The 25,902-nt window shown below is 42.8% G+C and carries 27 protein-coding genes; 15 read left to right on the plus strand and 12 right to left on the minus strand.

What is annotated here, in order from left to right:
* Nucleotides 1-128 precede the first annotated feature (128 nt).
* Nucleotides 129-1,514, minus strand: coding sequence for a PLP-dependent aminotransferase family protein (locus Q4519_RS12830; RefSeq protein WP_303512807.1), 1,386 nt, complete (start codon nucleotides 1,512-1,514; stop codon nucleotides 129-131).
* 96 nt (nucleotides 1,515-1,610) lie between these two features.
* Here Q4519_RS12830 and Q4519_RS12835 point away from each other — a divergent pair, with 96 nt between their 5' ends.
* Entirely contained in the window at nucleotides 1,611-2,504 is an 894-nt protein-coding gene (locus Q4519_RS12835; RefSeq protein WP_303512810.1) for an EamA family transporter, read from the plus strand.
* Nucleotides 2,505-2,799: 295 nt separating this feature from the next.
* Here Q4519_RS12835 and Q4519_RS12840 read toward each other — a convergent pair whose 3' ends face one another.
* Nucleotides 2,800-3,273, minus strand: a complete 474-nt coding sequence (locus tag Q4519_RS12840; protein ID WP_303512811.1) for a GNAT family N-acetyltransferase — start codon at nucleotides 3,271-3,273, stop codon at nucleotides 2,800-2,802.
* A gap of 396 nt (nucleotides 3,274-3,669) precedes the next feature.
* Here Q4519_RS12840 and Q4519_RS12845 point away from each other — a divergent pair, with 396 nt between their 5' ends.
* Nucleotides 3,670-4,515, plus strand: coding sequence for an ADP-ribosylglycohydrolase family protein (locus Q4519_RS12845; RefSeq protein WP_303512814.1), 846 nt, complete (start codon nucleotides 3,670-3,672; stop codon nucleotides 4,513-4,515).
* Nucleotides 4,516-4,616: 101 nt separating this feature from the next.
* Here Q4519_RS12845 and Q4519_RS12850 read toward each other — a convergent pair whose 3' ends face one another.
* From Q4519_RS12850 to Q4519_RS12860, 3 genes are read right to left on the minus strand one after another with little or no spacing between them, the layout of a single operon-like run.
* Nucleotides 4,617-5,354, minus strand: coding sequence for a tRNA-uridine aminocarboxypropyltransferase (locus Q4519_RS12850; RefSeq protein WP_303512817.1), 738 nt, complete (start codon nucleotides 5,352-5,354; stop codon nucleotides 4,617-4,619).
* A 36-nt stretch (nucleotides 5,355-5,390) separates the two neighbouring features.
* Nucleotides 5,391-5,852 carry a CreA family protein gene (locus Q4519_RS12855; RefSeq protein WP_232803263.1) on the minus strand — a complete coding sequence of 154 codons (462 nt, stop codon included), beginning with the start codon at nucleotides 5,850-5,852 and terminating at the stop codon, nucleotides 5,391-5,393.
* A complete protein-coding gene (locus tag Q4519_RS12860) occupies nucleotides 5,849-6,610 on the minus strand; it encodes a hypothetical protein (protein WP_232803262.1) in 762 nt (253 codons plus the stop codon). The genes Q4519_RS12855 and Q4519_RS12860 overlap by 4 nt, the downstream gene beginning before the upstream one ends.
* A gap of 160 nt (nucleotides 6,611-6,770) precedes the next feature.
* On the opposite strand from Q4519_RS12860, the gene Q4519_RS12865 reads away from it, so the two are divergent.
* A complete protein-coding gene (locus tag Q4519_RS12865) occupies nucleotides 6,771-7,397 on the plus strand; it encodes a dUTP diphosphatase (protein ID WP_232803261.1) in 627 nt (208 codons plus the stop codon).
* A gap of 7 nt (nucleotides 7,398-7,404) precedes the next feature.
* On the opposite strand, the gene Q4519_RS12870 is transcribed toward Q4519_RS12865, so the two are convergent.
* Nucleotides 7,405-7,992 carry a single-stranded DNA-binding protein gene (locus tag Q4519_RS12870; protein ID WP_232803260.1) on the minus strand — a complete coding sequence of 196 codons (588 nt, stop codon included), beginning with the start codon at nucleotides 7,990-7,992 and terminating at the stop codon, nucleotides 7,405-7,407.
* Nucleotides 7,993-8,267: 275 nt separating this feature from the next.
* Here Q4519_RS12870 and Q4519_RS12875 point away from each other — a divergent pair, with 275 nt between their 5' ends.
* From Q4519_RS12875 to nspC, 6 genes are all read left to right on the plus strand, one after another.
* On the plus strand, nucleotides 8,268-8,951 hold the full coding sequence (locus Q4519_RS12875; protein WP_303512938.1) for a DUF3334 family protein: 684 nt from the start codon (nucleotides 8,268-8,270) through the stop codon (nucleotides 8,949-8,951).
* A gap of 150 nt (nucleotides 8,952-9,101) precedes the next feature.
* Entirely contained in the window at nucleotides 9,102-9,641 is a 540-nt protein-coding gene (locus Q4519_RS12880; RefSeq protein WP_232803259.1) for a YSC84-related protein, read from the plus strand.
* 693 nt (nucleotides 9,642-10,334) lie between these two features.
* Nucleotides 10,335-11,750 carry a diaminobutyrate--2-oxoglutarate transaminase family protein gene (locus Q4519_RS12885; RefSeq protein WP_303512824.1) on the plus strand — a complete coding sequence of 472 codons (1,416 nt, stop codon included), beginning with the start codon at nucleotides 10,335-10,337 and terminating at the stop codon, nucleotides 11,748-11,750.
* Nucleotides 11,743-13,200, plus strand: coding sequence for an aspartate aminotransferase family protein (locus tag Q4519_RS12890; protein ID WP_303512826.1), 1,458 nt, complete (start codon nucleotides 11,743-11,745; stop codon nucleotides 13,198-13,200). The genes Q4519_RS12885 and Q4519_RS12890 overlap by 8 nt, the downstream gene beginning before the upstream one ends.
* Nucleotides 13,201-13,215: 15 nt before the next feature.
* The gene (locus Q4519_RS12895) at nucleotides 13,216-14,436 is read left to right on the plus strand and encodes a carboxynorspermidine synthase (RefSeq protein ID WP_303512828.1); all 1,221 of its coding nucleotides are present in this window, start codon (nucleotides 13,216-13,218) and stop codon (nucleotides 14,434-14,436) included.
* A gap of 53 nt (nucleotides 14,437-14,489) precedes the next feature.
* Complete coding sequence (gene nspC / locus Q4519_RS12900) at nucleotides 14,490-15,623, plus strand: carboxynorspermidine decarboxylase (RefSeq protein WP_232803255.1); 1,134 nt, start codon at nucleotides 14,490-14,492, stop codon at nucleotides 15,621-15,623.
* 80 nt (nucleotides 15,624-15,703) lie between these two features.
* Here the strand turns inward: nspC and Q4519_RS12905 are convergent, their stop codons facing one another.
* The 3 genes from Q4519_RS12905 to sppA all read right to left on the minus strand — a co-directional run bounded on the left by Q4519_RS12905 (nucleotide 15,704) and on the right by sppA (nucleotide 17,973).
* The gene (locus Q4519_RS12905) at nucleotides 15,704-16,288 is read right to left on the minus strand and encodes a hypothetical protein (protein ID WP_303512833.1); all 585 of its coding nucleotides are present in this window, start codon (nucleotides 16,286-16,288) and stop codon (nucleotides 15,704-15,706) included.
* A gap of 122 nt (nucleotides 16,289-16,410) precedes the next feature.
* Nucleotides 16,411-16,944, minus strand: a complete 534-nt coding sequence (locus Q4519_RS12910) for an aminoacyl-tRNA deacylase (protein WP_232803253.1) — start codon at nucleotides 16,942-16,944, stop codon at nucleotides 16,411-16,413.
* An 81-nt stretch (nucleotides 16,945-17,025) separates the two neighbouring features.
* Complete coding sequence (gene sppA, locus Q4519_RS12915; RefSeq protein WP_303512835.1) at nucleotides 17,026-17,973, minus strand: signal peptide peptidase SppA; 948 nt, start codon at nucleotides 17,971-17,973, stop codon at nucleotides 17,026-17,028.
* Nucleotides 17,974-18,226: 253 nt separating this feature from the next.
* Between sppA and Q4519_RS12920 the strand changes: the two genes are divergently transcribed.
* Together Q4519_RS12920 and Q4519_RS12925 are read left to right on the plus strand one after the other, a co-directional pair.
* A complete protein-coding gene (locus Q4519_RS12920) occupies nucleotides 18,227-18,580 on the plus strand; it encodes a GFA family protein (protein WP_303512837.1) in 354 nt (117 codons plus the stop codon).
* A gap of 29 nt (nucleotides 18,581-18,609) precedes the next feature.
* Entirely contained in the window at nucleotides 18,610-18,915 is a 306-nt protein-coding gene (locus Q4519_RS12925) for a hypothetical protein (protein ID WP_303512840.1), read from the plus strand.
* A 72-nt stretch (nucleotides 18,916-18,987) separates the two neighbouring features.
* Here the strand turns inward: Q4519_RS12925 and add are convergent, their stop codons facing one another.
* The 3 genes from add to Q4519_RS12940 form a co-directional block, all read right to left on the minus strand.
* Nucleotides 18,988-19,986, minus strand: coding sequence for an adenosine deaminase (gene add / locus Q4519_RS12930; RefSeq protein WP_232803249.1), 999 nt, complete (start codon nucleotides 19,984-19,986; stop codon nucleotides 18,988-18,990).
* 85 nt (nucleotides 19,987-20,071) lie between these two features.
* Entirely contained in the window at nucleotides 20,072-20,815 is a 744-nt protein-coding gene (locus tag Q4519_RS12935) for an outer membrane protein OmpK (protein ID WP_303512848.1), read from the minus strand.
* Nucleotides 20,816-21,075: 260 nt separating this feature from the next.
* On the minus strand, nucleotides 21,076-22,458 hold the full coding sequence (locus Q4519_RS12940; RefSeq protein WP_303512850.1) for a hypothetical protein: 1,383 nt from the start codon (nucleotides 22,456-22,458) through the stop codon (nucleotides 21,076-21,078).
* A 206-nt stretch (nucleotides 22,459-22,664) separates the two neighbouring features.
* Between Q4519_RS12940 and Q4519_RS12945 the strand changes: the two genes are divergently transcribed.
* Genes Q4519_RS12945 through Q4519_RS12960 form a run of 4 tightly spaced genes read left to right on the plus strand, consistent with a single transcriptional unit; the run spans nucleotide 22,665 to nucleotide 25,797 of the window.
* Nucleotides 22,665-22,835 (plus strand): XapX domain-containing protein, encoded by a 171-nt coding sequence (locus Q4519_RS12945; protein ID WP_232803242.1) that lies wholly within the window; start codon nucleotides 22,665-22,667, stop codon nucleotides 22,833-22,835.
* A gap of 24 nt (nucleotides 22,836-22,859) precedes the next feature.
* Entirely contained in the window at nucleotides 22,860-23,570 is a 711-nt protein-coding gene (gene deoD, locus Q4519_RS12950) for a purine-nucleoside phosphorylase (RefSeq protein WP_232803240.1), read from the plus strand.
* A gap of 11 nt (nucleotides 23,571-23,581) precedes the next feature.
* Nucleotides 23,582-24,544, plus strand: a complete 963-nt coding sequence (gene tal / locus Q4519_RS12955) for a transaldolase (RefSeq protein ID WP_232803238.1) — start codon at nucleotides 23,582-23,584, stop codon at nucleotides 24,542-24,544.
* A gap of 32 nt (nucleotides 24,545-24,576) precedes the next feature.
* Complete coding sequence (locus Q4519_RS12960) at nucleotides 24,577-25,797, plus strand: phosphopentomutase (RefSeq protein WP_232803236.1); 1,221 nt, start codon at nucleotides 24,577-24,579, stop codon at nucleotides 25,795-25,797.
* The last annotated feature ends 105 nt before the right edge of the window (nucleotides 25,798-25,902 follow it).

A 25,902-nucleotide genomic window follows, 5' to 3' on the forward strand; every position in this document is an offset into this window, starting at 1 on the left:
TCAGCCAATGGTGATCTGTCACCAGTGGAGTTTGAAAATTCTCAACTAAAGGTGTCCAGTTTTGGTTGACCAGAACATTAGCTTTTTGGGGCAAAAAGTAGACTAGCCCCTATTCACTTTGATCTGGGTCAGCACGCTTGCTTAATCGCCTCCACCAACTTCACTAACTCTGCTTTGACCTCATTGGTTAGCTCAAAGCCTATGTTGATTCTTAAGCAATCATTATAAAGCGATAGCGTGCTGAACAGTCTTCCCAAGCGAATATCAATTTGATTCTTTGCCATCAAGGATTCGAACTTTTCCGAGTCCAGATCGGGTACTTGTAACCAAAGCACCATTCCCCCTTGAGGGTTACTGATGTTGACCTTCTCAGGCAAATGCTCGGTAAGAAAACCAAGGTAAGCTTGCCTCAAATTAAGCAATTTAGTGCGGCGACGTTTTAGCTGCTTGGCGTAGTGCCCTGATTCGATAAAGTCTGCAATACCAAGCTGAGTTGGTAGAGACACCCCAAAGCTTGAAGCGCTATGTTGCTGACGATAACGTTCTATATAGCACCCAGGTAGACACCAGCCTAAACGGTAGCTAGGTGATAAACTTTTCGACACTGAACCACACCACAAGATGTAGCCACCTTGGTCATAATACTTGGCTGGCAATGGTGTATGCTCGGCGTAAGAGAGCTCTAGATAGACGTCATCTTCGATGATAGGCACTTGGTACTGATTGGCAAGCTCAGCCAACGTTTGCTTTTGCTGGGCTGACATAGTGATCCCTTGTGGATTCATGTGAGAGGTACAAAAAATGCCTGCTTTGACACTACTTTGCTTGAGATGAAATTCAAGCTGAGCCAAGTCGATGCCGTCTTCCAGTGATGGGATCTCAACAATCTTGCGACCCATTTGACCCAGTAAATCCAAAATACCGCTAAAACACGGCGAGCTAATCGCTATCGCATCCCCCACTTGGGTACACGATTCTAACGCAGACTTAATCGCAGGCATGCAACCAGAAGTGATGACCAACTCAGCTGGGTTAATATGCAGTCCACGCTTGGCAAAATGGGCACTCAGCGCATTTCGCAAAGACGGTTCACCTTGAGTATTCGGGTACTGATTGAGCCTGCTATTACCTAAACGCTTACTGGCTCTGCGAAAGCTGCGCTCTAATTCATTCAACGCTTGTTCATCAATGTCCGTGCTAGAGACGCCAAGCGGCCCATTATATTCAGAATGAATCGCAAAGCTTTGGTCAACGCTCGAAACCTTACTGATGAATGGCACGATTTGCGGCGTTCGATGTTGGCTTTTACGAGCCGACACGTAATAACCCGCTTGAGGGCGAGCATGAATCCACCCTTGTGATTCCAGTTCTTGGTAACAGCGTACTGCCGTAGACATGCTCACAGACTGCTGTTTTGAAATCTGCCTAAGTGAGGGCATACGACTACCTTGTGGCAATTTACCTGACTCAATTTCACGAACAAACTGGCTCGCCATCATTCTGTACATAGTCATAAGCGAAAATTGTACCTTATTTTTATTAAAAAATTGTATCTGTACCTATAACTGTACTCAAGCAATAATGTTTTTCAATAATAAGGGAGTACAGTTATGATGCGTAACGATTTATTTTTAGCGGTGCTAGTAATGGCGATCTGGGGGTTCAACTTCTCGATGATTAAAATGGGCATTACCGAAGTTCACCCACTATTAGCAACGGCAGCAAGGTTCTCATTCGCTGTTTTACCAGCGCTCTTTTTTATTCGCAGACCAAATGTGGCTTGGCGCTACCTCATTAGCTACGGCATCGTATTTGGCGTGGGTATTTGGGGCATGGCTTCTTGGTCAATTACAGCTGGCCTTTCTTCAGGCATGTCATCGGTTTTACTCTCATCGAATGCCTTAATCAGCATGGCGGTAGGCGTTTTTATCCATAAAGAGATGACATCAAAACGTAAGGTCACAGGTGCAATTACGGCTCTGGTTGCTCTACTGATTTTGGCATACGCCACCAATGGCAACATTACCCCTCAAGGTCTGGCACTTATTATGATTGCCGCAACGTGTTGGACGATCATGGGGATGATCGTGAAAGCATCTAAAACCACTCAAGCTTTTGCTTTTAATGTTTGGGGGATGTTGTTTGCGCCAGTTCCGCTGGTACTGTTTGCGGTCAGTATGCATGGTCCGAGCATCGTAACCCATGCCTTTGACGTTTGGGATACTAGCACAACTATCGCCGTTGGATTTCAAGCTTACCCAACCACGCTATTTGGTTACTGGGTATGGAACCGTCTGCTGATCCTCTACCCACTAAGCATGACAGCCCCACTGACTTTACTTGTTCCTGTGTTTGCGCTGATATCAGGCTACTTCATGTATGACGAAGTGCTCAGCGTAGCTCAAATAATAGCTTGTACACTGTTTCTGATTGGTATTGGCTTAATCGTGAAACCACCTCAACCACAGAGATCAGTAAACGCTAAGCCAGTAACTCAAAGGTAACATTGCCTCGTACGTGCCGAAGCTGTCAACAAGAAAGGTGGGAGCTGGCCTTTCTTTTTGCCCTACCTAATCTTATCCGAAAGCTAGCCAACTCCGAGAAATCGTAACAAGCTTTTGTCCAGCTTCGAGTTAGTCGGATCTGGGCTGGCACATTTTATGCCCCAAAATGAGTTTGGGGTGACCAGAAATAGTCCTGTATAGGCATCAGCCAAATAATCAAACTAGGTGTCAGTGAACGTCTCACCGTTGCCTGTGGTATCACGAGCGCCTTGTAGAACAAAGAATCATAAATGAGTTACGACAATGCTTGTCTCATTTTACGGCCACCAACAGGGTTCAAACCGTTTTTTTGATAAAAGTTTAACGTACGTTCAAATTCAGGTAGAGGTGGCGTACATAATTCAATACATGCCCATTCATGCTTATTGCCATACTTTTTCACCTGTTCTATTAACATTGAACCTACACCTGAAGCTCTAAAATCAGGTAGAACGTAAAACTCTTGTATGACACCAATTTTACCACCGGCATATAATGCATATGTTTCTGAAATAGTCGCGACTGCAATTGGCGTCTCGTTATGACGTCCAATAATTGCGGCATAGTGACCACCGTTAATTAATTTTTCACAACGTTCAATAGTGCCTGATAAATCGATATCAAAATGTGCTGCATTAGTTAATTCACATATTTCAGCTGTAAGATCTACAACTAAAGAACCTATTAATTCAGCATCATTTACGGTTGCTACTCTAAAGCTAATTTCCATATACCTACTCGATTATTGCTAACGTTGCGATAAAAAGGCGAGCGCTAGCAAGTCCAACCCGCATTTTTTCGGGGGTGAATTGATGGCGATTTAACCCTGTCATTTAAACTAAGTTGTCGTCTTTTGACAAAAAAAACTTTATTCAAATTAAACCGTCCACCACCTTTTTATTTCAAAGAGTAATATATTGATTATTCTGTAACCTGATCGGTTGCTAACCCGTTCGCAGAACGCTTTTAACCTTCTTTTTTGCGACATGCTTCAAATTTAGAAGGGAGTCCTGTCTTTTGCAGCGAGAGAGTGCTAAGTAAACAAAGCGTTGCATGATAAGTATTTAAGAGTTAAACATATCAACTGAAAATAATTTACTGATCTAAATTAAATAAAGGAATAGATATGCTACTTGATATTGCAATTGGAGATGCCTATGGGGCGGGTTTTGAGTTTGCTGAGCGAGAGAAGATAGATTCCTTCAACAATCTGACTACGTACCAAGAGCATGGATTAGGTATTCCAGCCGGAAATTATACTGATGATACCCAAATGTCATTAGCACTTGCAGAATTAATACTGGAATCAGCTGAGTGGAATCAAGAGAATATAGCTGACAAATTCGTAGAGTGCTTTAAGCGCGATATTAGAATCGGTTACTCAAAAGGTTTTTACAACGTTCTCTCAACGGTAAATTCTGGTGAAGAATTGATATCGAAGGTTAAACCAGTTAGTACAGCTAACGGCGCAGCTATGCGGTCTGTTCCTTTAGGTGTGATTAATGAGCTGGAAGCTTTGAAAAATATGGCTAAAATTCAAGCAAGCATAACTCATAATACAGAGGCTGGTATAAAATCATCCCAAGCTATTGCATTAGCTAGTCATTTTTTTATCTTTAAACTTGGTAAACCAAATGAGTTGTTTCAGTTTGTATGTGAGCAAACAAACTACAAATGGATTAACAACTGGGAAAAAGAAGTTGCATGTTGCGGTATTGAAACTGTAAATGCTGTTTTAACTGTGTTGGGAAAATGTAAAAGCCTTAGCGATATGCTTCTATCTAGCGTTGAGTTCGGCGGAGACGTAGATACGGTTGCGGCTTGTGCTCTGGGTATTGCTAGTTTAAGTGATGATTATCATCATGACCTACCCGAATTTCTTTTCAAGGAGCTGGAGAATAATCAATATGGGCATGATTATTTGGTTGATGTTAGTAGTAAATTAATGAGTTACGTAAAAACTAATCGGTAGCTGGAGATCGCTAACTTTCAGCCCCGCCTATCATGTGAGTCTATAATAGGTGGTTTATCCTTTGGGCGATAAAAGGCTTTCAAACGCCTTCAATTACTTAGTTAAGCAATATCAGCAGCGTTATTACCTTGTAATAACGCTAAACGTTGCAGTGCCCCTTGTTCGGGTAGCTGGCGTTGCATTTTGCCGGTAAGGTAATGTTCTTTAAATACGTCAAACCAAGCGTTCATTAACGCGCCATTTTTGGGCTCATTTATACTGTCGTAAACCAGCGCTGCCACTTCAGCTGTCGCGAGTTGATGGTCTTGAACACTTTTTCGAATTAAATAACGCGATACCAAATCAGGTGCAAAAGACAACACCGGCAAGTGGGCAAGCCAAGGGCTCTTCTTGAACATTTTCCGCGCTTGGCTCCAACTTGCATCCAGTAGAATAAATAGCGGAATTTTACCTAGCGGAACTTCTGGCTGGCTCACCACTCGCTCTGACGCGGCATACTCACCGGGAAAAACAACAAACGCTTGGTATTTAGGATCATTAATGGTGTCGAGCATGGCCTGCTCAGGCTCAGTGCGCGACCATATATAAGCATGACAATCACTCGCTACATCTGCTATTAAGCGCCCGGTATTACTGGGTTTAAGCACTTCATCATCATACATGACCAGCATAAAGGCAGCTTGGCTTTTAATACTCGGTCGATGGGCGCAAATGCAAAGATGGGCATTGATCATGCACAATTTACATCTAACTACATTTGCCCCGCGCGCTAAATAGGGTCTTGTCACCCGTTGCATTCGCGCTTGATATAAGCGTTGCACAGCATGAGTTTCGCTCATAAATACCTTATAAATCTTAATATTACAGTCGGAACGCTAGCGTGCTTGCCAAGCTTCACTGCCATAAAGAGGCACCGTCGACAAAGAGTGTTTATGACTACCATTAGTCTCTTTGGTTGAATAACTGAGATAGAGTAATGTTTGATGCTCAGCATCAAATACCCTACGCACTTTCAAGCTTTTAAACAAAATACTTTTAGAGGCAGAAAAAACCACTTCACCACTCTTACTTTTGTCGATTTTTGCTATTTCAGCAGCGCTAATGGGACCCGTTTGGCGACAAGAAATAGCCATGTCGGAAGGATCGGCAAAATCAAGATTGGCTTTAATATGACTTAGGTGACAAGTCACGCCGGGTAGCTTAGGGTCGGTCATGGCTTCGATGATCACATCTTTAGTCGTAAACAAGCCAAGACTAACTTTGCCTACGTCATCGCTGCATCCGCTAAGTAGCAACAGCGCCGTAGTGAAACCAAATAGCGTGAATCTTTTTTTCATTGGGTAATCGCCTTAAAATGAGTCGCTGCTTTTTTTGTTAGCTGTTTGTTTGCCATTTTTACCATGCTACGTAAATGCGGTTTTAAATGGGGCAATGCCTTTTTATAGTCAAGATCATGACTTTGGCAAAACAGTGCAATAGCATAGCAAGTTTCCGCCTCAGAAAGCATCGCTTGGCGGCCTAATTTTGTGTTATGACAACTGCCACAACCGCCACCGCGAAAAGTAAAGGCACTATTGGCGACCATGATCCCTGCCCCTAGTGCGATACTCAGTAACTCTGCCGCTTGTGGTCGCATTTGTTCGCCGCCAATGGCATCCAACTCAGACGGTTGCAATAACCAATGACTTAACTGGATGGCCATGACAGAAACCAAGGCGTTTGGATTATTCAGGTGCGCGGGATGATAATCAATATATACCGGCTGACTAAGGGCATTTTGCTTTTGATTTAGCACCATTGGCTGCAGTAAGTGAGCAGGGAGCGAAACATCAAATTGATTGGGTGCTTTAATGGTAAAACTCTGCTGCTCTAAACCCATATACTGTTTTATCTGTTGCAAGGTTGCCAGCGCAATGCCTTCTGGCGAGTCTGCCTTACTCGGAAAGTCTTTAATTGTTGGGGTTATCAGTCGCGGACTAAATTGATGTAAAGCCATGACACGGTTAAATTGCGCCATGCCCTGCTCTAGCCATTGTTGCTGCTCAGCGCTAATCAGTTCAGCTGGACGCATTAAATTTTTCAACCAAGTTAACACAGGTACTCCTTGCACTGCATTTGCTTAAACTATTTGCTAATTAAACTAGCAACCGTAACAATACCACTTTTTATTACTAAGATCGTGTTTACCCAAGCAGCAAACGCTGAACATGCCGTCGCTTGGGTATAATGGCGCTTTGAATACGAAGGATTATTTTATGTCTCCGCGCTCAGCCGCTAGTCAAATTCAACAAATGTTGGATATGCAGCATCAAATGAATACTAAGGTTCACCCACAATGGTTCAATCAAGGTTTTGCTTGGCATCGTGCTATCTGGGTGGAATGCGCTGAAATGCTAGACCATTTTGGCTGGAAATGGTGGAAAAAACAAAACCCTGATACCGAGCAGGTTATGCTTGAGCTGGTTGATATTTTACACTTTGGTTTAAGTATTCGCATTGATGGCCAAACGTCATTTGACGTTATTTCTGAAACCTTAGCAAGCGAGCTTGAACAACCAAGCTTAGGCGATGACTTTCCCGCTACGTTAGAGCGCTTAGCAAGTGCGGCCGTAACAAATAAATCGTTTGATGCAAGGGCCTTCGCTGGTTGCATGCAACAAATAGGCTTAAGTTTTGATCAGATGTATCGCATGTATGTGGGTAAAAATACCTTAAACATGTTTCGCCAAAATAAAGGCTATCAAAGCGGTGAATACATTAAAGTATGGGATAACAGAGAAGACAATGAGCACTTAATGGACATATTGCACCGCTTAGACAGTCAGTCGGTGCAATTTGCTAAAGAAGTCTATCAAGAGTTAGAGCGAGTTTATCCCGCTTAGAGCGTCACTATTTTACCTCAAAATTGACACAGGTATGGCCGTCAATCCAGTATTGACGCTCATACCCACTAGCGGTTTTAACCGATTTTGAACCTAAGGCCCCTTCAACTAACAGGCTTTGCTGCTCCGTCAGCTTATCCAACATCAGCTCGGCGGTTTTACCACGTAAATTGACTTCTAGAGTCGTCTGTTCAAGCTGCAACACCAACTTAAGGTAATCGGCATCACTCACACTCTTTAGCCGCTCAATTTGGCTCACTACTCCGCTGCAATATACTTGATTCCAAAACAATTTGTTTTTATCTGCCCACTGTAACTGAGCCACCTCGATGTATTTACCCAAGCGACCTTGAACAAATAAAGCATCGCCAGCTTGTACTTGTTTAGCTATTTGCTCTGCTAGCGAATCCAAAACTCGAACGGTAACAAAAGTATCATGGCTTTTAAGCTCGCCTTGAGCGGTTTTCCAGGACTTTTTAACCACAAGATCCAGCATCAGCACAGCCTTGCCATCGGCAAAATAACGCACCGTGTTCTGCTTAGAAACAACATTGCCTAACAAGTTAACTTGGCAACCTAACACTTGATTATTCATGAATACACCTTAAGTTCTAACTCGTTAAAGGATACCCATGCAGGTTTTTTATTCAACGATTATCAACAGTTGGATAAAAATCTCTGAGTAGCACGTTAAGCATAAATGTCACAAAGTGATCAATTAATCCCTTAAAGGAAGGCATTTTTGCTTCCTTCTCCTAATATAACTAGAGACAAAGGTAGCAGATTATCAATTTAGCCATTTTAAAACCCTAAGAGATGACATATATAGAGTAAACATCCATGAAAAAACCGACTGATACGGGAAAATCAATGAGAAAAACAGAAATAGTCACCACCGACGACATTTTATTAGTGTTATGTAAATCAGTCACCGGCGTACTGGCCAGTGCGACCGCTAGCGACATCAATTATTCTGCAATGGTACAAAAAATTAATAAAACATGTTTAAAACCAGACATTGGTTGTTTCGTGTTGTTTGATGGCGGCTTCTCGGGTTTAGTTTTGATCAATTTCTCAGCGGCAGCGGCGTTAGAAATTTATCACAATTACATGGTCAACATGGGCATTCCAAAAGAAGAGCTCGCCACCATGCACACCTCCGATGATGTTGGCAATGTAATGGGTGAATTAATGAACCAAATTGTGGGCGATTTTACCGGCGCTATCGGTAAAGAGCTGCATACTTCAATTACCCAAAACCAACCGAAAATGTTAACGATTAATAAACAAGTGGTGGTGTCGATCGACACAAACTTGGATCGCCCACAGGCAAGGCGGGTAACTTTTACTACCGAAAAGCACAATATTTTCTACCTTGAATTGGCAATGGATAAAACTGAATTTATCAAGCTACACGATTTTGATCCTAAAGCTGACGTTGATCCTGACCAAATCATCAGTGATACGCAGAACAATCAAAAAACATCCGATAAACCTGCGCCAGCACCGACTGTTGATATAGACCAAGATCTACTCGACGAACTTGGCATTTAGTTTCATTTTTACAGTGTTGGTTAAGGTTTGGTTAAACTTTGTTTACCCATAATTTAACCAATACTGGGTCACTGATTTTGTAACAAAGTATCCTTATCATTACTTCATGGTCTAGCCTTTTACGTGTCCTTTGATTTTATGGAGTTTGAAATGAAAAAAGTTCTATTGATATTGTGCCTACTGATATCTGGGCCCACTTTAGCTGACGAAGTGCAAGTGACAATTGATGATTTTAAGCAAGCCCCTCAAGTTAAACCCTTTTTCAAGAACTCTTATGGTTATGCTGTATTCCCAACCGTAGGTAAAGGAGGGTTAGGTATTGGCGGCTCATATGGCGAAGGTGTGGTATTTAAAGGAAATCAAAGGATGGGTGATACTTCGTTAGTGCAACTATCCTTTGGCTTTCAAGCCGGTGGGCAAGCATTTAGCGAGATTGTATTTTTCCAAGATAAACGCGCTTATGACAAGTTTACCAGTGGGAATTTCGAGTTAGCAGCGCAAGTTTCAGCCGTTGTTATCACGTTAGGCGCGCAAGCGAAAGCTAGCACCTCTGGGACATCTGCTGGTACCGATCATAAGCATCAGCATGGTACTTACGTTGAAGGCATGGCCATATTCACTTATGCAAAAGGAGGCCTAATGTACGAAGCGGCCATTGGAGGACAAAAATTTAATTTCACTCCTTACTAAACGGTATTGTTAGACAACAATATTGGTGAAACTAAACCCCACTTTTTGCACCGTTGTTATTCATTACAGTTTTGTTAAAGTTCTAGTGACGAAAAAGCGAGCTTTACTTTCCATTTTAGCTCGCTTTATTTCTCGTCTACTTTTTTCTAACTCTTTCATATAAATGAAAAATACTTTCTCTATATTGGCTAAATTGAATGCAGCATTTTTTTTTACGAGATCAATTTTAAAAAAGCTTGCACATTTACCGATATATGGTATTTTTTCGCCGCTTTTTTATATCCGTCAAACAACACAAATGACGATTTAATTAAGTGTGAGATAGGAAGATCGCTAAGCTTGAAAACATTCAAGTTGGTGATAAAATGAGCAGCCCTTGCCGTATGGCCTTAATCTATACGGACAAGATAATCGGTATGGGGTAACCAGCCCCCGTAATAGTAGGGATAGTGTAAAGACATTTTGTCTTTCATTAACAGTTTTAGGAGCCCGAAATGATTATGATCTCTCAACAGACCAACCTACATCCGGTCACCAGTCAATTTTGCCTGGTGCCAGAGCCTTGATCGCCCCTTACTCAATTTAAATTTCTCCTTATGCGCTTTCGCATGGGTTTATTTTATTTATTCGTTAATTCGAAGCATTTATTGTCGCTTGAATTAATACAAAAAATTTATTGTTGGGATAACCAGTATGAATAACGTTGTTAACCTAGGGGTTGAGGAGCTAATCCACGACCAAATGATTCCTGAATTCAAAACAGTGTACGACTTAACACCTGATAATGTGTTGTTAAGCCAAGAGCACTATGAATCAGAAGTGCGCTCTTACCCAAGACGTTTTCCAATTGCGATCCAACATGCAAAGGGTGTATTGGTTCAAGATACCAAGGGACAAACTTTTCTTGATTGTTTAGCCGGTGCTGGCGCGTTGCCACTGGGTTACAACCACCCAGAAATCAACCAAGAAATCATTAACAAGCTCAACTCAGGTGTACCTTACCAAACACTTGATATTACTACGCCTACTAAAGATGCCTTCATCAAAGAAGTGATGGACTTTTTACCGGCTAAGTTTGCTAATGAATCATGTATTCAATTTTGCGGCCCATCAGGCGCAGATGCAGTAGAGGCAGCAATTAAGCTGGCTAAGCTGTACACTGGAAAAAATAATATTTTTTCTTTCCATGGTGCTTACCATGGTATGACCAATGGCTCACTGGCTTTAACAGGTAACTTAAATGCAAAAGAGCGCCGTACTGGTTTAATGTCAGATGTGCATTTCTTCCCCTTCCCTTATTCTTTACGCTGTAAGTTTGGTTTGGGTGGCGAAGCTGGTGACAAAGCATCGATTCGTTACATTGAGTCAGTATTGCACGACCAAGAAAGTGGCATTGTAAAACCGGCAGCGATCATCGTTGAGCCGATTCAAGGTGAAGGTGGTGCCATCCCTGCTTCTGCTTACTGGTTACAACAGCTACGTCGCATTACCGAAGAGCAAGGTATCCTACTTATTTTTGATGAAATTCAATGTGGTGTTGGTCGTTCAGGTCGTAACTTCGCATTCGAATACGCAGGCGTTGAACCAGACATCTTAATTATGTCGAAAGCCATTGGCGGCGGTTTGCCCCTTTCTTGCTTAGTATTTAAGAAAAAATTTGATAGCTGGAATGCGGGTGAACATACCGGTACTTTCCGTGGTAATCAGTTAGCAATGGCAACGGGCGCGAAGGCATTACAAATTATTAAGCGTGACAAATTAGTTGAAAACGCGCTAAACATGGGCGCTCGTTTAACCGAAAAATTGCTTGATCTACAAAGTAAGCAAGCCTGTATTGCTGAAGTACGCGGCAAAGGCTTAATGATTGGCATTGAAATTGTAGAGCCTGGCGCTACCAACGCAATGGGTGAGCCACTAGCCGACCCACAAATGGCGGCACGTATTCAGCGCGCGGCACTAGAGCGTGGCTTGATTATTGAAAAAGGCGGACGTCACGGTGCGGTACTACGTTTCTTGCCACCATTGATCATCAATGAAGAGCAAATTGATTATGCTGCGTGGGCTTTTGCCGAAGCAGTCAACGCGTCTGTGGAGTGCGCAAGTGAATAATTGGCAACAACATTTTATTCAAGTTGGTGAAAACGGTAGCGATAACTACCGTAATGCAATGTCTAACAGCGTTAACGAAATTGTTAAGGTGTTTGAGTCTGCAGATAAGCCTTACTCAGCCATGGATGCAACGACATTACAACGTGCTATTTATGATTTGCGTCTTGACCAAGGTAGCGTGTCACCATTGAGCCAAGTGATCAGCGAAACCGCTGAACTGGTCGCGCGCAACGCCATTATTGTGCAACATCCAGATTGCATTGCGCATTTGCACACACCGCCACTGATTGCTGGGATCACTGCGGAGAACTTCATTGCCGCGCAGAACCAATCGATGGACTCGTGGGATCAATCGGCCTCAGCCACTTATGTTGAACAATACATAACTGATTGGCTATGCAAGCAATTTGGTTTTGATGAGCACAGTGATGGCGTATTCACCAGCGGTGGGACGCAAAGTAATATCATGGCGCTATTAATGGCGCGTGACTGGGTTGCTGATGTGATGTCCGGTCATAATATTCAAAAAGAAGGCTTGCCTGAATACGCACCGAAACTGCGTATTCTTTGCTCAACCAAGAGCCACTTTACCGTTAAAAAAGCCGCTTCAATTATGGGCTTAGGTGAAAAAGCTGTCGTGTGTGTACCAACGCATCCAGACGGCACACTTATTTTAACTGCACTTGAAGAGACGTTAACTCAATTAAAACAAGCGGAATTAATTCCGTTTGTCGTGGTCGGTACCGCTGGCACAACTGATCATGGCGCCATTGATGATCTAACGGCCATTAGTAACATTGCCGAGCAGCACAAAATTTGGTTCCATGTTGACGCAGCCTATGGCGGCGCGGTGATCCTAAGTCAATCTAAACAGCGCTTAGCAGGCATCGAACTAGCTGACTCGGTAACGGTCGATTTCCATAAATTATGGTTCCAACCGGTTAGCTGTAGTGCGGTGATGCTAAAAAATAAGACGAATTTTAAGTACTTATTACATCATGCTGACTACTTAAACCGTGAAAGCGATGATTTGCCAAATTTAGTGGATAAAACCATCTCAACAACACGTCGCTTTGATGCGTTAAAAGTACTCATGACATTACGTGCTGTGGGCTCTGAAACACTGGGGCAAATGGTTGATCACTTGTTAGCACAAACCCAGCAAGTCGCAACCATGGTGACGCAGCACAATGAATTTGAGTTATTAGCTCAACCTCCATTATCAACTGTTTTGTTTAGATACATTGGTGAAAATACGGGTGCAAATGTTGACGAGTTTAATCGTCAGTTACGAGTGCAACTGTTGAAAGCAGGTATTGCGGTTTTAGGGGAAACAACCGTAGATGGCCAAGCAGCATTAAAGCTGACTATCTTGAACCCTTGTTTAACACTGAACAATTTTAACGAGCTGTTCGAAAAGATCGTGAAATTTGCGAAAGCGCTTAAATAATTTTTAGGAAAAAGTATGTCTATTTTACAAATAGGAGCCGGCGGAGTCGGATGGGTAATTGCGCACAAATGCGCTCAAAATAATGATGTTTTTGGCGATATTACTATCGCCTCACGAAATATTGAGAAGTGTGAAAAGATCATTGCATCAATCGCGTTACGTGATAATCAAAAAGACAAAAATGCCGCTATCCGTGCGGCAAAAGTCGATGCTGACGATTTAGATGCGCTGATAGAGTTAATTGAAGACGTTAAACCTAAACTCGTGATTAATGCTGGTCCTCCATGGGTTAATGTCACCATTATGGAAGCTTGTTACCGCACAAAAACATCGTACTTAGATACCTCTGTTGCGGCCGACTTATGTAGCCCTGGCCAACAAGTGCCAGAGGCATATGATGTGCAATGGGCATACCGTGAACGCTTTAAAGCTGCGGGAATTACCGGCATTTTAGGTGCGGGTTTTGACCCTGGTGTTGTCAGTGTATTTGCCGCTTATGGCCACAAACACTTATTCGATGAAATTGACTCCATCGACGTGATGGATGTAAACGCTGGCGATCATGGACGTAAGTTTGCGACTAACTTCGATCCAGAAACCAACATGCTTGAAATTCAAGGGGATTCTTTCTACTTTGAAAATGGTGAGTGGCACCAAGTACCTTGTCATAGTCGCGTGTTAGAGTTTGACTTCCCAGTAGTAGGTAAGCAAAAAGTGTATTCCATGGCTCACGATGAAGTGCGCTCTATGGCAGAATTTATTCCGGCAAAACGCATTGAATTTTGGATGGGATTTTCTGACAAATACCTAAACTATTTTAATGTAATGCGTGATATTGGCCTATTAAGCCCTGATCCGATTAACGTTGATGGTGTCGAATTGCAGCCATTGCGTGTATTGAAAGCGCTATTGCCTGATCCAACTTCTTTAGCACCCGGTTACACTGGAAAAACCTGTATCGGCACTTGGTTACAAGGTAAAAAAGACGGTCAACCACGTAGTGTATTTATCTATAATATCTGTGACCATGAAGAAGCCTATAACGAAGTTGAACACCAAGCTATTTCATATACCACAGGTGTTCCAGCCATAACAGCAGCGCTACTTTACTTCCAGAATAAATGGGCAGAGTCTGGTCTGTATAATGTAGAGCAACTAAACCCAGATGACTTTTTAGAGTTAATGCCGAAAATCGGCTTAAGCTGGGATGTGCAAGAGCTCACACCTAACGCTTAATCGAAAAGCTCCCAACTGGGGGCTTTTTTTTCGCAGATTTTAAGAGAAATAATATGACTGAATTAGCAACTCCCTACTTCATGATCCATGAAGACAAGTTAATCGACAACCTTGAAAAATGTAAAAAACTAAAAGAGCTAAGCGGCGTTAAACTGGTATTAGCATTAAAATGTTTTTCAACCTGGGGGGTGTTCAACATTATTGAACCTTATCTAGACGGTACCACCAGTAGTGGCCCTTATGAAGTGATGCTAGGCCATGAAACCTTCGGTAAAGAAACCCATGCCTACAGTGTCGGCTACAGTGAGCAAGATGTGCTTGATGTTGCCAACAAAAGCGACAAAATCATTTTTAACTCACAATCACAACTTAACCGTTTTGCGCATCTTGTGCCGGATTCATGTAAAGTGGGATTGCGACTAAATCCACAGCGCAGCGCAGCGGGACAAGACTTAGCCGATCCTGCTCGTCCGTTTTGCCGTTTAGGAGTGAGAAAGTCGATTCTAGAAGCTAACATCGCGGAGAAAATTTCAGGTGTGATGTTTCACATGAACTGTGAAAACAAGTCGGTATCTTCATTTAGCGCCCTACTTGACCATATCACTGAAAACTTTTCTGATTTATTGGCCAAACTTGAATGGGTTAGTTTAGGCGGTGGCGTGTTCTTTACCTACCCCGGTTATGATCTTGAAGCACTCGCCGCAAAGCTAAAAGAATTTAGTGAACTACACGGCGTGCAACTTTATCTTGAGCCAGGTGAAGCCGTCGTCACGAAAACCACTGACTTAGTCGTGACCGTAGTGGATATAGTAGAAAACAAAAAGCTAACTGCCATTGTGGACAGTGCGACTGAAGCGCATCGCTTAGACACCTTAATCTATAATGAGCCAGCAAGTGTCGCAGAGGCTACTGAAGACGGTGAGCACGCTTATGTGATCGGCTCTTGCTCTTGCCTTGCCGGCGATCAATTTTGTGAAGCAAAGTTTGCGGAGCCACTTGAAATAGGCCAACGCCTAACCATCGCAGATAGCGGCGGTTATACCATGGTAAAATTAAACTGGTTTAACGGCATTAAAATGCCAGCGATTTACTGCCAACGCAGCAATGGTGAAGTTGAGCTACTTAACCAATTTGGCTATGAAGACTTCAAACGTATGCTGTCGGTGAATTCCGTTTCGGCTCAATAAAAACGATAGCAATAGGCGGTGACTGATGAAGTTCGCCGCCTATTATGAAAGCACCTAACCTTAGCTAGGTGAGCACTGGATTAAGCGGCGGTTTTTGCCATATTTTCAGTTACTTCACGGCGTTGTTTTTGCGCAGCCAATAAACTCACACTCGCGGCCATTAGCGCTTCATCATATGAAACAAGATAAGGCTCTACACTATTATTGGTTTCTTGTTCATCTGATTCATGGCTCTGCGCCATAAAAGACTCGGCTAATTGTGCTTGAGATTGTGCTGCGTAGACGCCCATTGTCTCGGCTCTGGCATCATCGTGAGTAGACAAATAATACGCTGAAGATGCCGATAGCCCTGCTCCGTTACCCGTTGCTAAATTAATTGCATCCGATGCAGCGTTATATTTATATTGAGTTTTTTTCAGCGCAATATAATCGTCTTTAAAATCGCTTGGTTTTGACCCTTCAGGTAATGGCGCAACAGGATGCACGGGTTTACCTTGCTGCTCTTGTAACATCAGCTGCTTTGCCGCATCTGAAATATTAACGGTATCGGAATATGGGCTCACCGAGGTTTGAGCAGGCTCAGCAACTGAGGCAGAATGAGATAATGCGTTTTTCATTATCATAGGTTGCATATTCGTGTGGGTAGTCGTGTTTGAAATATACATAAGTGGCCTCCTCATCGTTTCATGTATATTATCCTCCTAACACTGAACAGAGCCTGAACTGAGCAAGCCATTTTTATCACTTAGTGATAGTTAAATTTTTTGAGAACATAAAGTATGCATTATTAATGTAGCAAACTAGAGTGACGATGAAACCTTAATTGCTCACGCCATTTTGCATGCTCATCACCGGCGAGGTAAAAACCGTTTTCTATCATCACGGGTGAAACTAAACCAATAAAATCAACGGTTTTCATTTTGATCATTTCTTGGTGATTACCACCATTAAAATATATCCAAGGTTGTAATTCAAAGTCTGCGGCCATATATACCGGTAAATGAAACAGCGGCCCTAACGGAGGGACAGCCCCCGACTCACACTGACTAAAATAGGGCATAAATTCTTCTTCACAGGCGATTAATATTCGCTCAGCATTTAGCTCCGGTGCTAGTTCTTCTACATCCAGCTTATAGGGGGCTGGCACGACAACCATCGCGAGTTGTGCATCCAAATTGACGATCACGGCTTTAGCTAGTTCATAGCCTGAAATGTGTGCTGATTGCGCGCGGTGTTGGGAGGTGTAGGCGGGATCAAATTCACCAATATAATAGCTAATTTGATTTAACTCGAATAAGGCTTGCAGTTTTGCTTGGATCATAGCCGCTTCCTTTCTACTTCATTATGTAAAGTATAGAAGGAAACGGCTTAACAGCATATTTCTCTAAGTAGCAGCGGATTGTTATTGCATAATGATATTAGAGCTAACCACTTGGCTACTGATACCCTGCCCTAACGCTATGCCTAATTTCTTAGTAAATGCATCTATCGGTGACGGCTGCACTGTGTAGTTAATAATATCTTCAGCTTTAATCACATTACGAGCAACTTGCCCTGGGCTGCCTAGACCATCAATAAGGCCAAGCTCAAGTGCTTGTTCACCATTCCAAATTAAGCCACTGTACAAACCATCCGCTTCAGTGGCTTTTAAACGATCGCCTCGCCCATCTTCAACTACTTTAATAAATTGCTGATGAGTCTTGTTTAACACCTCTTGCCAGAACACTTTTTCCTCTTGCTTCAACGGTGAAAATGGGTCTAAGAAAGCCTTGTGCTCCCCCGCCGTAAAGTGGCGGCGCTCCACACCCAGTTTTTCCATGGTGTCGGTAAAACCAAAGCTTGAAGCGGTAACCCCAATCGAGCCCACTAAACTGGCCTTATCAGCATAAATTTCATCTGCGGCAGCAGCAATATAGTAACCACCTGACGCGCCAAGCTCGGAAATAACCGCGTAAAGTTTCTTGTTTGGGTAAATGCCGCGTAAACGCTTTATTTCATCATACACATAACCCGCTTGCACCGGACTGCCACCGGGACTGTTGATATGTAACATAACTGCTTTGCTGTGCTCATTCTCAAATGCAGCGCGCAGTCCGGTCACAATAATGTTGGCGTTAGCGTCTTGATCAGCCGCTATCACGCCCGTCACTTTAACCAGTGCCGTGTGCTCTTTGTCAACAGATGCACCTTGTTTTAAACCACCTATATTTAAAAACATAAACAAGGCGACAAACAAATATATAAAAGTCAGTAATTTGAAAACAATGCCCCAGCGCCGCGATTTTTTCTGCTCGCTAAAGCTTTCTTTCATGTATTGCTTGATCCATTGCTGCTCTGGCTCTTGGCTCACAAGTTAACTCCTTGATTGGATGTCAATATTAGTTAGTTGCTAAGAATATACAGAGCAAACAAACAATGATCCACAAGCGAGATGATGATCATGACGATAACAGTGCTAAAGACAATAGCGCGATAGGTAATGTATTTATCCACCATTGTTGAATTATGTATGAATATACAGTATTTTTAATAATCAAATATTTATATCAAAGAGGCATAGAATGATTAAAGGAAGTTGCTGCTGCGGAGCTGTAGAATTCGAAATGAGCGAAAAACCGAGCATGATGGGCATCTGCCATTGCAGCCGCTGTCGCAAAGTAGGCGCGAGTGCTCTAGCTTTCGTTAAATCAGATACATTTACGATCACAGCGGGTAAAAGTAAAATTACAACGTTTAAAGCTGAGCCCCCATACCAATATGATCGTTGTTTTTGTTCTGTTTGCGGCACCTCACTTGGCGAGATACTGTCAAAAATGGAGTCTTTCCCAATTAATGCCAACTGTATCGACAGTGAACTTGATCTAGAAGTTAAGTTTCATGAGTTTGTTTCGGAGAAACCAAATTGGCTAGCCATTGGTGATAAGGCAAAACAATTTATCGAGCACCCACATGAATAATGAGTAAAATACTCAACTTAGGAGGCAATATGTCTACAAACATAATTAAATCTTCAGTGGCTACCGTTCAAGTTGGCGTAGCAAAAGCCGATGGCAAACTGCTGTTAACAGAATCAGTCGTTATTTTTGAACCTTACAATCAGCAATTTGGACTTGGCCCCTACCAATTTAAGCGCAATGAAATCACCTCAGTGACCAAGTGTTTAGGTAAAGGCGGTGGCATATTACCTATCACAACAGACGCGATACGCATTACCTTGTCAAGTGGACAAGTTTACGAATTGATTATTTCGGATCCCGAGCAATGGATCAGTGAACTAAGTGAGGCCGTCTAATAAAGTATCAAACAAAAATGGCCAAAAAAAGCCGCTGTCATAGCGGCTTAGGCAAGAGTGTAAAACGAAAACTTAGCCCTGCTTAAGGCTGATCAGCGCTTGTTTTTCACTATCAGATAAAAATGCCATTGCTAAGCCATTCTTTTGCAACGTAAATATTTCACTTTGGCTTAAGCCTATCTCGCTAGCGGCAATCTGATACTCGTGAGCGATATCAATGTTACTGACACCTGGATCATCGGTGTTAAGGCTCACGGGCACACCAGCGTTAAGGAAAGTTTTAATCGGATGCGTTTTATAATCTGCCACCGTTGAGGTGTGAATATTGCTGGTTGGACAAGACTCAATACCGATACTATTGGCCGCCATAAACGCGAGTAATTTTTCATCATGTATTGCTTTAACGCCATGGCCAATTCGCGTCGCGCCAAGCTCGTTAATGGCCTGCCAAATACTTTCGCTGCCAGCTGCTTCACCCGCGTGTACAGTGATGGCTAAATCACTTGCACGCACTTTAGCAAAGTGTTCATTAAATAATTCACCTGGGAAGCCAAGCTCATCACCGGCTAAATCCATCGCTACTAAATGCTGTTTACACGCCAATAAAGCGTTTAATTCGTCTAAACACGCTTGTTGACCAAAGGTACGCGACATAATACCTATTAAATTCACTTTGATAGCGTGATCTTTTAAACCTGCTTGAACACCATCAACCACAGCTTCAACCACACCTTGTAGTGGTAACTTATGAGCCATTGCCATGTAATATGGGCTAAAACGTAATTCGGTATAATCCAGCCCTGAAATAGCCGCATCGGCAACGTTTTCATAAGCAATACGTTTCACTGCGTCTAAATCGGCAAGCACTCCCACCATCCAATCCAGTTTAGCTAAAAAAGCCACTAGGCTACTTTCTTTTCCTTGAATTTGAACATAAGGAGCGAGCGTTGCTAGTGAGTCAGCAGGTAACTTAATATTGTGTTGTTGTGCCAGCTCCCAAATGGTGTTAACACGCACATTACCGTCTAAGTGACGGTGTAAATCAACGAGTGGGTATTGCTTATTAATCATTTTTTGCAGTCCAGATTAGGGTTATCGTGGATTATAAAAAAGTCAGGCCTAAGCCTGACTTTCATTAATTAATGGCAAGCATTAATTAGAAGTTGTAACGCATAGAGTAGATCACGGCGTTTAGGTTGTCAGTACTGCCTAGCTTTTTATCAGCGTAACGGTATTGAATACCTGCAGTGATGTTGTCTGTTGCATTCCACCAGAAGCCAAGTGCACCGTTCATTGATGTGCCCTTTTCTTCACCAGAAGAAGCAATGTATGCATCTTTACGGCTAAATTCCATCTCGTGCCAGTTAGATACCCAGAAGTTTTGATCAAATGCAGTAAAGTTGTAAACCGCAGTCCAACCGGCCATGCCACCGTTGAAGCCAGAGAAACCAGAGGTCCAAGATGGGTTAGTAATGGTGTAGTGGCTACCAATGAATGGCGCTACAAACCAGCCTTCACCTTCAAAACGGTATTGACCACCTAGCACTGTGTTACTCGAAGAGAAGCCACTTGAGTCTGTCGCATAGTGCTGAGCATAAGCGCGAAAGCCTGATTCGCCAAGCTTGTAAGCTGCAGTACCTTTGTAAGCAGTACGTAGGTCACTTGAATCTTCTTGTACGTTTTCAACATCGAAGAAACCGTATAGTTCACCCCAAGAGAAGCCTGCGCCACCCTCTAGCTCAAGGTAAACGAAGTCTTTGTGGTGTGCCGCACGCTCTTCACTGCCGTTAGACCAATCAAGTGCGTTAACGCTTACGTTACCAAAACCGTATAAGTATTCTGCGCTAGCAGGTGCACTTAGGCCCAAAGTGATAGCTGCTGCAATGGCAATTTTTTTCATTTTAATATCCCTGTCTTTTTGCTCACGGTAATTAGATTGCAATGTTTAGGTGTTAACCATTGCGTTAATCTGGTGGCCGATTTTAAAGACAGTCAATCAAATAAAGCAGCGCAAAATCACACTTTTAATGCTTTTTCCTATCAGTTTTTACAGTATTAACCACACGTGTTTATTAATGAATAAAATATAAAACACCAATTTATTGTTATATTTTATTTTAATTGTTTGTTTAATAAACAGTTAACAGTGAATCCCCTGATTTAGACCTGTCCACCTTGTACTGCAGTAATGGCTCTGCTGAGCAAATCAGATAAATTCAGCACTTGCTTAGTAAATCCCAGCCGCATTGCCGGCGTATCACCACTTTTCAACAAGTGGCAAAAATTATAAATATTACGTTGGATCTCGATCATTGCATCCAGAGACTTTGCACTTTTTAAGCTAGCTGCTTGATGATCTTGGATCCATTGATGTACTTTCTTTGGCCCGTTAGCATCGAATAATGAAAATGGCACCGGATATTTATTGCGATAAGTAATCGGGCAATAGGCACCATAATGGGTTCCGTACCAACGGTCACTCCACCACCCAATATTATTGCCATTACTTGGCAATTCTTTACCGCCAGTAAAGTGACGATAGACGAAAAAAACTTCCGCTTGCTCGGCTTTAATTTCCTCACTACTGGCCATTAATGCTGCGCCGCGTATGGCACTTTCATGCTCGATGTAGTGATGGAAGTGCTTGGCCGGCTGACAATACAAGCGCAATAACTGAAAATGAGCATACGATAAAGTACTGGGTTTAACGTAATGAGCACCACGCAAAGGCGAATTAATTCCGTAGTGCAGGGACTCAAAATGTGGCCTTCTCATGGTGCTTTGATAGCGAGTCGTTAAGGCGGCTAAAATGGAAGGCACTTTAGGCTCAGGTAAAATACTACTGGCCTTGCCTTCGTAGACGGTATTGGCAGGTGTGGTCAATAACAGGTTATGGTTGTATAACAAACAATAACCTGATTGTGCTTCTGTCGTCGCTAAACACCACAATGTTTTGTCACCAGCGTAGCGCAATAAATCACTTTCTGTATGCAAGGCAAGAAAGTTACTTCGCAATAAAATTTGCTCATTCAGCCTTGCATAAGATCGTAAAATGTCAGCTAGTTTAGCCAGTAACTGGTAGTAAATTTTAGGCGCACAGGCTAACTGTTCGATGATTTCAGAGGTCGATTTATTGTCAGCAATCAGGTGTAGCAACCGCTCTAACTTATCTACTTGCTTAATTGATTTAAGGCTGTAAACATTTTGGCAATTTCCACACTTGAGACGCTGCTGACCGGCACTGGTGTGGCCATATCGTTTCGCACTGTTTTCTGCTGGCTTGTTTGTACAGTACGCAATAAAAAAAACATTCTCACAGTGGGTACAACCGGTTAAGGGTTGGCCAAAATGAATATTAATTTTCTCTTCTAGCAACAGTGCAACACTGACATCATCGACCAGTGGAGGGTAACTACCACACGCACGACAGTGAATGGCAGGATAGCCTAAATGATTACTTTCCATTTGATATTCAGAGCTATTTTCAACGCCTAAGTTATGACACGGATAACTTTTACAACAATTAAAAGTGGTACGAAACACCATTCACCCCTCAACAAAATAGCGAACGAAGTGTCGCTCTTTAATGCTAAAAACCTAGTCCTAATTTTCACGAATAACAACTCAAAGGGTTAATATTGAGATTTAAATAATATATTTGGATGTTTAGTGTGATTTAGATCTCGTTTGATAGTTAGCATGACGCCTAGACTGATTACATCAATTAAACACAACAGAACAGGTAAGGCATGAACGAAATAGTGATAGCAATATTGGCAGGGTTTGTCGTAGGTGTTGTTTTTAGCGCCTTGAAGCTACCTATTCCAGCGCCGCCTGTTTTGAGTGGTGTAATGGGTATCGTCGGTGTTTATCTCGGCGGCAAAGCTTACGCAATGATCATAGAACGTTTTTTTTCATAAGTTATTAGTAAAGGAATTTTTACCATGGCAACTCCACACATTAACGCAAACCCAGGTGATTTCGCAGAAACTATTTTAATGCCTGGCGATCCGCTTCGTGCCAAGTTCATTGCTGAAACTTATCTAGAGAACGTAACGCAAGTAACTGACGTGCGTAATATGCTGGGCTTTACCGGTGAATACAAAGGTAAGCGCATTTCAGTGATGGGTCACGGCATGGGCATTCCATCTTGCTCTATCTATACCCACGAGTTAATTAGCGAATATGGTGTTAAAAACATCATTCGTATCGGCAGCTGCGGCGCGATCAGTGAAGAAGTGAAGTTAATGGACGTAATTGTTGCCATGGGCGCAAGCACAGATTCAAAAATCAACCGTATGCGCTTTAAAGATCACGACTTTGCCGCTATTGCTGACTACAACATGCTAGAAAAAGCAGTTAACAATGCCCGCGCTCAAGACGTTAAAGTGCGTGTTGGCAATGTTTTCTCAGCCGACTTATTCTACACACCACAGCCAGAAATGTTTGATGTTATGGAAAAATACGGCATTCTTGGAGTAGAAATGGAAGCCGCAGCCCTTTACGGTGTCGCCGCTGAATTAGGTGCCAACGCACTGTGTATTTTAACCGTGTCAGATCATATTCGTCGTCATGAATCATTATCAGCTGAGCTAAGACAAACGTCGTTTAACGATATGATGCAAGTCGCGCTTGCTACAGCTATCGAGCTTTAATAGGAAGTAATATGTCAAATCAATTAGAACAATTAAGCCGTTTCACTTCGGTGGTAGCAGACACAGGCGACATTAATGCCATCGTACAATTTAAGCCAGAAGACGCGACCACAAACCCATCTTTAATTTTAGGCGCTTCCAAGTTACCGGAATATGAGGCCGTTTTCAGCCAAGCGATTGACTTTGCAATCGCACAAGGCGGCTCAGAAACCGATCAAGTCAATGCCGCTAGCGACTTTTTAGCCGTTAGCATTGGCGCTGAAATTGTGAAACAAGTGCCAGGCTTAATTTCAACAGAAGTTGATGCGCGTTTGTCTTATGACACCCAAGGCAGCATTGCTAAAGCAAAACAACTGATTGCCCTTTATGAAAGTAAAGGCATTGATAAAAGCCGCGTGTTAATTAAATTGGCATCTACTTGGCAAGGTATTAAAGCGGCTGAGCAACTAGAGCTAGAGGGTATTCGTTGTAACCTGACCTTGCTTTTTTCATTTGCTCAAGCCCAAGCTTGCGCCCAAGCTAATGTCTATTTAGTGTCTCCTTTTGTTGGCCGTATTTACGATTGGTATAAAAAGCAGAACGGTGTTGAATACACCGCTGACAATGATCCAGGCGTAGCGTCTGTTACTAAAATTTACCAATTCTACAAGCAATATGGCTACAGCACGGTAGTGATGGGAGCCAGTTTTAGAAATGTGGGACAAATCATTGCGCTAGCCGGCTGTGATAAGTTGACTATTGGCCCAGGTTTACTGGCGCAATTAGAGCAAAGCAATGAAACCGTCAGCGAAAAGCTATCTGCAGATGTGCCAGTAGAGCCAAAACCAACGCCGTTAACAGAAGCCGATTTTTATTGGCAGCACAACCAAGATCCAATGGCCGTTGAGAAACTGGCAGAAGGCATTCGTTTATTTGCCGCTGACCAAGAAAAATTGGAAGTAGTTATCCGCGAGCGTCTTCAAGCTCGTCACTAACTACCCTAGCCGCACTTACTGAGGTAATAAAAATGAAAAGAGCCATAATATTAGTTGCTGATTCTTTTGGCATTGGCGCTGCAGATGATGCAGTAAAGTTTGGTGACCAAGGGAGCGATACCTTTGGCCATATTGCTCAGCAATGTGCGGCAGGCCATTGCGATAACGAACACCGCAGTGGTTCAATACAACTGCCAAACTTAGAGCGCCTAGGTCTAGGTTTAGCCGCATTAGGCTCAACCGGCCAACTTCCCGCTGGTTGCTCAAGCAGCCCTGAGATTATTGGTGCATACGGTTATGCCGCAGAGCTTTCCACCGGTAAAGACACTCCTTCTGGCCATTGGGAAATAGCCGGAGTACCAGTATTGTTTGATTGGGGCTATTTCCATGAAAAAGAAAACAGTTTTCCAGTTGAACTATTAGACAAGATTGTCGAGCGCGCCAACTTACCAGGTTACCTCGCTAATTGTCACGCGTCGGGCACACACGTGTTAGATCAATTTGGCGAAGAGCATATGGCAACCGGTAAGCCTATTTTTTACACTTCGGCCGACTCGGTGTTCCAAATAGCCTGCCATGAAGAAACCTTTGGCCTAGATCGTTTACTTGAACTTTGCTTAATCGTTCGTGAAGAGCTTGAGCCTTATAACATTGGTCGTGTTATCGCTCGTCCATTTATCGGCCCAGCAAAAGGCGAATTTGCGCGCACGGGTAACCGCCGTGATTACTCTCTTGAGCCCCCTGCACCTACTGTGCTGGACAAGCTAGTTAATGAGATCCAAGGTGACGTGATTTCCGTTGGTAAAATAGCAGATATTTATGCGCACTGTGGCATCACCAAAAAGACCAAAGCAACTGGCATTGGCCCGCTGTTAGATGCCACTTTAGCTGAAATGAGCACCGCGCCCGCTAATAGTATTGTGTTTACTAATTTAGTTGATTTCGACTCTGCTTATGGACACCGACGAGACGTAGCGGGTTATGCGCAAGCTCTTGAGTATTTAGACCAACGATTACCTGAAGTACTCGATGCCATGCTGCCTGACGATATTTTAATTATCACGGCTGATCATGGTTGCGATCCTACTTGGCCTGGTACAGATCATACCCGTGAGCATATCCCTGTACTGATCTACGGTAAGAATGTGAAGCCTGGCGAGTTAGGAAAGAGTGAGACTTTTGCCGACATTGGCCAAACCTTAGCAAGTTATTTTGGTCTGACAAAGATGGATTATGGTGTGAACCTACTTTAATCCAATTTGCCGATTTATCCTTTTCCCCATTATTTGTTATACCCGTTTTTTGTGTTACTTCCCGTTTTGCCAGTCTGTCCATTGACTGGCTTTTTTTTGCCTTAA

The organism is Motilimonas sp. 1_MG-2023 (genome assembly GCF_030547455.1).
GTDB lineage: Bacteria > Pseudomonadota > Gammaproteobacteria > Enterobacterales > CBDFNC01 > Motilimonas.